An 8,951-nucleotide genomic window follows, 5' to 3' on the forward strand; every position below is an offset into this window, starting at 1 on the left:
ACATAGAAATCGCAGTCGATATCGCTGACGTCGACGGTGAGGTGAACGGCGGCCTGGCTGCCGTCGACCAGAACCGGGATGCCGCGGGCATGGGCAATCCGAATGACATCCTTGACCGGCACAATGGTGCCGAGCGCATTCGACATCTGCGTGATCGCAACAAGTTTTGTACGCGAGGTCAGCGCTCTTTCGAATTCCTCAATCAGGAAATTGCCTTCGTCGTCGACATCGACCCATTTGATGACGGCGCCATGACGTTCCCTCAGGAAATGCCAGGGCACGATGTTGGAGTGATGTTCCATGATCGAGAGCACGATCTCGTCGCCAGCCCCGATATTCGGCTCACCCCAGGACGACGCCACCAGGTTGATCGCCTCGGTGGCGTTGCGGGTGAAGACGATCTCTTCGGCGCGCCCGGCATTGAGAAATTTCGCCACTTTGGCGCGGCCGCCCTCATAGGCTTCGGTTGCCGCATTGGCGAGGTAATGCAGCCCGCGATGCACGTTGGCGTATTCGCTGGTGTAGGCCTCGGTCATGCGGTCGAGCACCGCCTTGGGCTTCTGCGCCGAGGCGGCGTTGTCGAGATAGACCAGCGGCTTGCCATAGACCCTGAGTGCCAGTGCAGGAAAATCCTCCCGCACCCGGGCCACGTCATAGGAACCGTTGGCGACCGCTGGATGCATGTTCAACCCCGTGCCGCCAGCCAGCGCTGCGCCGCCGAGGTGGCGAGTTCGCGCAAGCCGTCATTGGCGATCGATTCGATGGCCTCGCCGACGAAAGCCTGGATCAAGAGCGCCTGCGCCTCCTTCTCGGAAAGGCCGCGCGCCCGCAGGTAAAACAACAGGCTGTCGTCGAGCGCGCCTGTGGTGGCGCCGTGCCCGCAAGTAACGTCGTCGGCAAAGATTTCCAGCTCGGGCTTGTTGTCGGCCTCGGCTTCGTCGGACAACAATAGCGCCCGGGTCATCATCTTGGCATCGGTCTTCTGCGCCCTGGGGCGGACAATGATACGGCCCTGAAAGACCGAATGTCCGCGATCGCCGACCACCGCGCGGAACACTTCACGGCTTGCGCAGTTCGGCACCGCGTGATCGAGAAACAGGGTGGTGTCGGCATGCTGGCGGCCATTGAGAAGGTTGACGCCGTTGGTCTCGACCCGCGATCCCTCCCCGGCAACGACAATGACGGCCTGATAACGGCTGACATTCCCGCCACTGGTCATGCCGAAGGTGTTGAAATGGGCGTTGGCGCCCAGCGTCACCACGGCCGAGGAAATGTTGAAGGCTTCGCCGCCGTCCTCGATCAAGCGAACATGGTCAAGCCGCGCGCCGTCGCCGATCAAAACGACAAGCGCGTCGTGGACCTGATAAGCCCCGGCGCCATCCGCGGCGATGTAGCTTTCCACCAGCGTCGCGGCGGCAGCCTTGCCGAGCTTCAGCATGGAACGGGTAAACATCGCCGACGGTGTTCCTCCGCCGGCGATATGGACGACATGGAGGGGCTGCGTCAGCACGGCGTGATCGGCGACCTCGACCACGACGCCATCCGTCATCATCGCGCCGTTGAGCGCCACCATCGCATTGGCGTTGTCGGGCGCCAGCAACTGCGCCGCAAGCGCGCCATCGCCCCCTTCCAGCACTTCGCGCAGCGAGCGGATGGCAAGTCCCTCTTCAAGATAACCCGTTGCGGAAAGCTCTGGCGCGAACACCCCATCCACAAGAACCAGCCGACATGCGCCTTCGATCGGATGCCGTTGCAGGGCCGCGTCCGCGCGCGCCAGCGCCGCCGCATCCGGCTCGGCGGCGAGCGGTAGAACTTCGCGCATCAGCGTGCGCAAATCGGTGTATTTCCAGTCCTCGATGCGCCGGTGTGGCAAGCCTGCACGCTCATAGGCATCGAAGGCCTGCCGCCTGTAATCGGCAACCTTGCCCGTACCCGGCAGCCGGCTCCGCGCGACGGCGAAGACATCGCGTAGCGGACGTCCGGTTTCGGTTTTTGCCAGCACTACGTTCATCACCACATCCGCTTATGCGTCAGGCCGCGTCTTCGAACTGCGCGTAGCCGGAAGCCTCGAGTTCCAGGGCCAGTTCCTTGCCGCCGCTCTTCACCACCCGGCCATTCGACATCACATGCACGAAATCCGGCACGATATAGTTCAACAACCGCTGATAATGCGTGATCACCACCATCGCGCGGTCCGGCGAGCGCAGCGCGTTGACGCCATCGGCGGCGATCCGCAGCGCATCGATGTCGAGTCCGGAGTCCATTTCGTCGAGGATGCACAGGCTCGGCTCGAACAGCGCCATCTGCAGAATTTCGTTGCGCTTCTTTTCGCCGCCGGAGAAGCCGACATTGACGCCGCGCTTCAGCATGTCCATCGGAATATTGAGCGCGGCGGCGACTTCACGCACCTTCTTGAAAAATTCCGGCACCAACAGCTCGGCTTCGCCGCGCGCCTTGCGCTGGGCGTTCAGCGCCGTGCGCAGGAAATTCATGGTCGCGACACCAGGGATTTCCACCGGGTACTGGAACGCCAGGAAAACGCCCTTGGCGGCGCGCTCGTCCGGGGCCATCTCCAACAGGTTCTCGCCCCTGAACAGGATCTCGCCCGCGGTCACATCGTAGCCCGGCTTGCCGGCGATGACGTGGGAGAGCGTCGATTTGCCGGAGCCGTTCGGCCCCATGATGGCGTGCACCTCGCCCTGGTTCACGGTGAGCGAAAGGCCGTGGAGAATTTCACGCTCCTCGACACGGACCTGCAGATTTTTCACTTCAAGCAACGGCATTCAATCTGTCCCTCAGCACAAGGTTGTCTGGTTCAACCATCAGCCCACACTCCCTTCGAGGCTGATCGAGATCAGCTTCTGCGCCTCGACGGCGAATTCCATCGGCAACTGCTGCAGCACGTCCTTGACGAAACCGTTGACCACGAGGCCGACGGCTTCCTCTTGGCTGAGTCCGCGCTGCACGCAATAGAACAGCACGTCCTCGGAGATTTTCGAGGTGGTCGCCTCGTGCTCGAACAGCGCCGAGGAATTCTTGGCCTCGATATAGGGCACGGTATGCGCGCCGCATTTGTCGCCGATCAGAAGCGAATCGCAGGCCGTGAAATTGCGCGCGCCGGTGGCCTTGCGGTGCGCGGTGACGAGGCCGCGATAGGTGTTCTGCGACACGCCGGCCGCAATGCCCTTGGAGATGATCCGACTCGTGGTGTTCTTACCGAGATGGATCATCTTGGTGCCGCTGTCGACCTGCTGGTGGCCGTTCGAAATCGCGATCGAATAAAACTCGCCGCGGGAATTATCGCCGCGCAGGATGCAGCTCGGATATTTCCAGGTGATCGCAGATCCGGTCTCGACCTGGGTCCAGGAAATCTTCGAATTGGCGCCGCGGCAATCGCCGCGTTTTGTCACGAAATTGTAGATGCCGCCGACTCCTTCGGAATTGCCGGGATACCAGTTCTGCACCGTCGAATATTTGATCTCGGCGTCATCCAGCGTCACTAGTTCGACCACCGCGGCGTGAAGCTGGTTCTCGTCACGCTGCGGCGCGGTGCAACCTTCGAGGTAGCTGACGTAAGCGCCCTTGTCGGCGATGATCAACGTGCGCTCGAACTGCCCGGTGTTGCGCTCGTTGATGCGGAAATAGGTCGACAGCTCCATCGGGCAGCGCACGCCGGGCGGCACGTAGACAAACGAGCCGTCGGAAAACACCGCCGAATTCAGCGTGGCAAAATAATTGTCCGAGGTCGGCACGACCGTGCCGAGATATTTCCGCACCAGATCGGGATGCTCGCGGATCGCCTCCGAGATCGGCATGAAGATGACGCCGGCCTGCTTCAGTTCCTTCTGGAAGGTGGTCGCTACCGACACCGAATCGAACACCGCATCGACGGCGATCCTGCGCTCGCCGGGAGCCTTGTCACCGTCCTTGCGCACCACGCCTTCCAGCATCTCGACTTCACGCAAGGGGATGCCGAGCTTCTCGTAGGTTTTCAGGATTTCCGGGTCGACCTCGTCAAGCGAGGCCAGCGCCTTCTTCTTCGGCGCGGAGTAGTAATAGAGATCCTGGTAATCGATTTTGGGATAGTCGACGCGGGCCCATTTCGGCTCGGTCATGGTCAGCCAGCGGCGATAGGCCTCCAGCCGCCATTCCAGCATCCACGCCGGTTCGTTCTTTTTCCCGGAAATGAACCGGACAGTATCTTCCGACAGCCCCTTTGGGGCCTTGTCGGACTCGATAATCGTCTCAAATCCATATCGATATTGATCGACGTCGATCTGGCGAACCCGATCGACGGTCTCCTGTACGGCCGCCATTCCATCCTCCGCTCGCGGTTTCAAGGACCGCGGTGTGGATCATTCCAATGCTTTTACGTCATCGCGACCAGGAAATCACCTGTCTTAGAACCGTTCAAGCTGTGTTTCGTTTGCAACCCTTAAGTAGGGTACCTTTGAGCCTTCGCCAAGCCTCCAGGCAGCGACCGATGTCCTCCGATGTCGTGGACCAGCCCAGACTGAGGCGCACCGCTCCTTGTGCGACCCCGGCGTTGAAACCCATGGCATTGAGCACATGCGATGGTTGTACCTTGCCCGAAGAACAAGCGGAACCTGAAGATACCGCGATCCCTTCGAGGTCGAAGCCAATCACGGCCGTCTCCGCCTTGAGACCAGGTACCGTGAACAGGGTGGTATTTGGCAGACGAGGCACGCCGTCAGAGAAAACCATCATTCCGGAGGTCTCCCGCAAGCCGCTTTCAAGCCGATCCCTCAGGCCTTCGAGATGGGCAGCATCAGCCACAAGGGCGCTGATGGCGGCCTCGGCGGCGGCTCCGAACCCCGCAATTCCCGCAATGTTCTCGGTCCCGGCCCGGCGTCCCTTTTCCTGACCCCCGCCACGCAGCAACGGTTCCAGGCCTGACAGACCCTCGGCCAGCACCAGCGCGCCGACGCCCTTGGGACCGCCGATCTTATGCCCCGAAAGCGTCACGAGATCCGCTCCCAACATATTGATATCAAAGTTTATTTTTCCAAGCGCCTGGATCGCGTCGACATGCAGCAAAGAGCCCGCGGCATGAACGATCTCGGCCACCTCCTTAACCGGCTGCAGCGCACCGGTTTCGTTGTTGGCCAGCATCACCGAAACCAGTGCGGGCGGCCCGCTGCTGAGCGCGGCGCGTAACTGCACAAGATCGATCAGGCCGGAATTGCCGACGCCGACCCTGGCGATCGCTTCGGCTGCGAACCGCCCGCCCGAAAGCACGGAGGGGTGCTCGACGGCCGAGACCACCAGTCTTTCAACCGGACGCCCGGAACCTCGCCAAAGCCCCGGCGCCAGCGTCAGCGCATTGGCCTCGGTGCCACCGGAGGTGAAGACGACATTTCGCGGCACGGCACCCACCGCACCGGCAATCCCAAGTCTGGCGTTCTCGACCAGCCGGCGGGCCTTGCGGCCCTCGGCATGCACGGATGAGGGGTTGCCGCAGACATCCCAGGCCGCGGACATCGCCTCCCGCGCCTCGCGGCGAAGCGGAGTGGTGGCATTCCAGTCGAGATAAACCCGCGAAGACATAAAACCTTGCTAGTTTTCGGCCTGAAGCGGCCGAATCTGCCGAGGATCGGCCGATGCCTGGTTCCCATTTCCGAGGCGCAGTCCAAACAGCGGCCGCAGCACGCGCACGCGGCGGACAATCTCGTAGATCGCAGCGCAACTTACAACCGTGCCGACGATCACGATGCTGACCTCCAGCCGGCAAGCCGAGCTCCTTGAGTTGGTGCGCGATCAGGATAATCGCGGTCTGATGCACGATATAGTAGGGAAGGACCGCATCGGTCCGATAGCGGCGCGCGGGGCTGTACCGGTTCAGCCACAATCGGGCGAAACCGAGCACCGCGACGATGCAACACCACTGGTAACAGCCATAGGCGACCCCGGCGTAGATATTTACGGCAAGCGGCACCGGCTGGCCGGGCGCGTAGATCTGTCGCAGAACCAGCCAAGATAGAAACATCGCGGCGGCGAGCAGCTGACCCGGCCGGCGAAAGCGCGAGATCGCGATCCAGACGCGCTCGTGCCTTGCCACCAGAAACCCGAACAGGAACGGTGCCGTAGAGCGCGTGTCAGTTGAAGCGCTCGCGATGCATTCGGCGCCCGTTACAAGCGATAGCAACGCCGATCGCTGATGGCGCCGCAGAAGTCCCTCCCGCCGGCGCGATGAAAGAAAATTTGCACTGGCGCAGCAAAGCCTTATTCCAGCGTTTCGGCGGGCCTTCCGCCGCCTCCATGATGCACAAAATCCTTGCTTTTTGCCCCTGGCTCCATGCTAGAACCCGGCCTCCAGAGTTAACCGAGCGCCGTTCGCGCATCGTTCGACGGCCCTCGTTCATCCCTCTCTTTGCAAAGTTTTGTCGGCCGGAGCCGGATGAAGCCAGCACAAAGTCGGTTGATTTTGCCAAGGATCATCAATGCCTGAAGTCATCTTCACCGGCCCCGCGGGCCGCCTCGAAGGCCGTTACCATCCGGCCAAGCAGAAGAACGCGCCGATTGCGATGGTGCTGCACCCGCATCCGCAGTTCCACGGCACGATGAATCATCAGATCATTTACCAGTGCTATTACGCATTCGCGCACCGCGGGTTTTCCGTGCTGCGCTTTAATTTTCGCGGTGTCGGCCGCAGCCAGGGATCGTTCGATCACGGCACCGGCGAACTGTCGGACGCGGCTTCGGCGCTGGATTGGGCGCAGACCATTAATCCGGAAGCGCGCGCCTGCTGGGTCGCGGGCTTTTCGTTCGGTGCCTGGATCGGCATGCAGTTGTTGATGCGCCGGCCGGAGGTCGAAGGCTTTATCTCGATCGCGCCGCCCGCCAATCTCTATGACTTCTCGTTCCTGGCGCCCTGCCCGTCCTCGGGCCTGATCGTGCATGGCGAGAAAGATGCCGTGGTGCCCCCCAAGGACGTCAACACGCTGGTCGAAAAGCTTAAGACCCAAAAGGGTATCGTGATCGATCAGCAGATCATCCCGGGCGCCAACCACTTCTTCGACGGCAAGCTGCAGCCGCTGATGGAGACGGTGACAGGCTATCTCGACATGCGGCTCGCCAACGTTCGCTGAGGCGGGCATGGTGGCGCCACGAACCGCGGCTTACGGCGATGCGGGCGCCAACAACCCGCCGGTTCCCCGCTCGTCCATCCTTTCTGGATGAACGGCACTATGGGCAAGCTACCTGGGTTTTGGGCCCCGGCGGCGTTTGCTCCATAATTCCGCGGTAGCTGAGACCCGCGGCAACCGGTCACGGCCGGGCGATCACCCCCCCTGTCATCGGGACGGGGACGCCGGTCGTGGCGGGATAGCTGAACGGCAGGCCTTTCAGACCGCGCGCGGCCAGAAAGCCGAAGGCCTGCGCCTCGATGGCATCGGCCGACCAGCCGAGCGCGTCGGCAGTCTCGACGGTTGCCGGCTCGAGCCGCTCGCGCAGCATCCTGAGCATGGTCAGATTGCGCGCGCCGCCGCCGGCCAAGATCCAGCTCCGTGGCTGCTTCGGCAACAGCGGCACGATCCGGGCAATTGCCGCTGCGGTGAACGCGGTCAGCGTCGCAGCGCCGTCGGCAGGCCGCAGGTCGGGCAACTCCAGGGATGCGAAATCGTTGCGGTCGAGCGATTTGGGCGGTGGCAGCGAAAAGAATGGATGCTCCAGGGCACGGGCGACCCAGGCTTCATCGGCGTCGCCCTGGGCTGCCATGCGGCCTTCGCAATCGAACTGCTGGCCGGTGACGCGGAACATGAAATCGTCAAGCAGCGCGTTGCCGGGCCCGGTATCGCAGGCGATCAAGGTATCGGCGCCGTCGATATAGCTGATATTGGAGACGCCGCCGATGTTGAGCACGACCATCGGACCCTCGCGCTGCAGCGACTGGGCCAATGCGCGGTGATAGACCGGTACGAAGGGTGCGCCTTGCCCGCCGGCGGCGACATCGGCGGCGCGGAAATCATGCATCACCGGGATTTGGATCGCCCTGGCGAGGGCTGCGGCATCGCCGATCTGCACGGTCATTTTTTGCGCCGGCCGGTGCAGCACCGTCTGGCCGTGAAAACCGACGATATCGATAGCCTCGCGGTTGATATGGTTCTGAGCGGTAAAGGTGGCGACAGCCTCGGCATGCGCGATCGTGACGGCGCGCTCGGCCTCACGCAGGATGCCCGGCCGCGCCTCGCGCTGCGGCAGATCGACGGCGTCCGTCAGGGCCTGGCGCAACAGAACGCGCTCGTTCTCGGCATAAGGCCGGTAGCCCGAGGGGCCAAAGGCCTGCACAAGCTTGCCGTCGGTCTCGATCAAGGCGATGTCGACCCCGTCGAGCGAGGTACCGCTCATCAGACCAATTGCCATCATCGTCGCGGCCATGGTGCTTCCGCCCTTGATGCCCGGCTTGTATCCATCGGGCAGTTCTTATAATGCCACAGCGCGCCCTGAACCGGCAGCCCTTTCTGGCTGGTTAGCGCGTCTCCGTTGAAATACGGTGAAATAAAAATGATCAGAGCCGCACACAGATGACCGCCTTTAAGTCAGATTTTCTGAATGTTTTGCAGGAACGCGGCTTTATCCACCAATGTTCCGATTTCGACGGCCTCGACGCGCTCGCCGCGAGAGGTGAGGCAATCGCCTATGTCGGTTACGACTGCACCGCACCTTCGCTGCATATCGGCAATTTCCTGACCATGATGATGCTGCACTGGCTGCAACGAAGCGGCAACAAGCCGATCACCTTGATGGGCGGCGGCACCACTATGGTCGGCGATCCCTCCGGCAAGGACGAATCGCGCGCGCTGCGCAGCGTCGAGGAAATCGAAGCCAACAAAGCGAGTATCCGTGGCGTGTTCGCCAAGGTGCTGCGCTATGGCACGGGCTCAAGCGATGCGATCATGCTCGACAATGCCGAATGGCTGACCAAACTGAAC

The 8,951-nt window shown here is 62.1% G+C and carries 9 protein-coding genes and 1 pseudogene; 3 read left to right on the plus strand and 7 right to left on the minus strand.

The window, feature by feature from the left end; genetic code table 11:
- The 5 genes from ABSG20_RS22510 to ABSG20_RS22530 form a co-directional block, all read right to left on the minus strand.
- Positions 1-689, minus strand: a 689-nt coding sequence (locus ABSG20_RS22510) for an aminotransferase class V-fold PLP-dependent enzyme (protein WP_423866720.1), incomplete at its 3' end; no start/stop codon positions are given.
- Positions 686-2,011: a Fe-S cluster assembly protein SufD gene (sufD, locus tag ABSG20_RS22515; protein WP_423866721.1), complete on the minus strand. Its 1,326-nt coding sequence runs from the start codon at positions 2,009-2,011 to the stop codon at positions 686-688. The genes sufD and ABSG20_RS22510, both read right to left, overlap by 4 nt.
- Positions 2,012-2,030: 19 nt before the next feature.
- Entirely contained in the window at positions 2,031-2,783 is a 753-nt protein-coding gene (gene sufC, locus ABSG20_RS22520) for a Fe-S cluster assembly ATPase SufC (RefSeq protein ID WP_423866722.1), read from the minus strand.
- 39 nt (positions 2,784-2,822) lie between these two features.
- Entirely contained in the window at positions 2,823-4,316 is a 1,494-nt protein-coding gene (sufB, locus tag ABSG20_RS22525; RefSeq protein WP_423866723.1) for a Fe-S cluster assembly protein SufB, read from the minus strand.
- Positions 4,317-4,410: 94 nt separating this feature from the next.
- The gene (locus tag ABSG20_RS22530) at positions 4,411-5,568 is read right to left on the minus strand and encodes a cysteine desulfurase family protein (protein WP_423866724.1); all 1,158 of its coding nucleotides are present in this window, start codon (positions 5,566-5,568) and stop codon (positions 4,411-4,413) included.
- Positions 5,569-5,716: 148 nt separating this feature from the next.
- On the opposite strand from ABSG20_RS22530, the gene ABSG20_RS22535 reads away from it, so the two are divergent.
- On the plus strand, positions 5,717-6,001 hold the full coding sequence (locus tag ABSG20_RS22535) for a hypothetical protein (RefSeq protein ID WP_423866725.1): 285 nt from the start codon (positions 5,717-5,719) through the stop codon (positions 5,999-6,001).
- A gap of 115 nt (positions 6,002-6,116) precedes the next feature.
- On the opposite strand, the gene ABSG20_RS22540 is transcribed toward ABSG20_RS22535, so the two are convergent.
- Positions 6,117-6,452, minus strand: a complete 336-nt coding sequence (locus tag ABSG20_RS22540; RefSeq protein WP_423866726.1) for a hypothetical protein — start codon at positions 6,450-6,452, stop codon at positions 6,117-6,119.
- 9 nt (positions 6,453-6,461) lie between these two features.
- Here ABSG20_RS22540 and ABSG20_RS22545 point away from each other — a divergent pair, with 9 nt between their 5' ends.
- A complete protein-coding gene (locus ABSG20_RS22545) occupies positions 6,462-7,109 on the plus strand; it encodes an alpha/beta hydrolase (RefSeq protein WP_159009389.1) in 648 nt (215 codons plus the stop codon).
- A 178-nt stretch (positions 7,110-7,287) separates the two neighbouring features.
- Here ABSG20_RS22545 and ABSG20_RS22550 read toward each other — a convergent pair whose 3' ends face one another.
- Positions 7,288-8,397 (minus strand): anhydro-N-acetylmuramic acid kinase, encoded by a 1,110-nt coding sequence (locus tag ABSG20_RS22550; RefSeq protein WP_423866727.1) that lies wholly within the window; start codon positions 8,395-8,397, stop codon positions 7,288-7,290.
- Between the two features lie 146 nt (positions 8,398-8,543).
- On the opposite strand from ABSG20_RS22550, the pseudogene ABSG20_RS22555 reads away from it, so the two are divergent.
- Positions 8,544-8,951 (plus strand): annotated as a pseudogene (locus ABSG20_RS22555) (tyrosine--tRNA ligase); the annotation flags it as partial.

It is taken from the genome of Bradyrhizobium sp., from assembly GCF_049512235.1.
Lineage (GTDB): Bacteria > Pseudomonadota > Alphaproteobacteria > Rhizobiales > Xanthobacteraceae > Bradyrhizobium.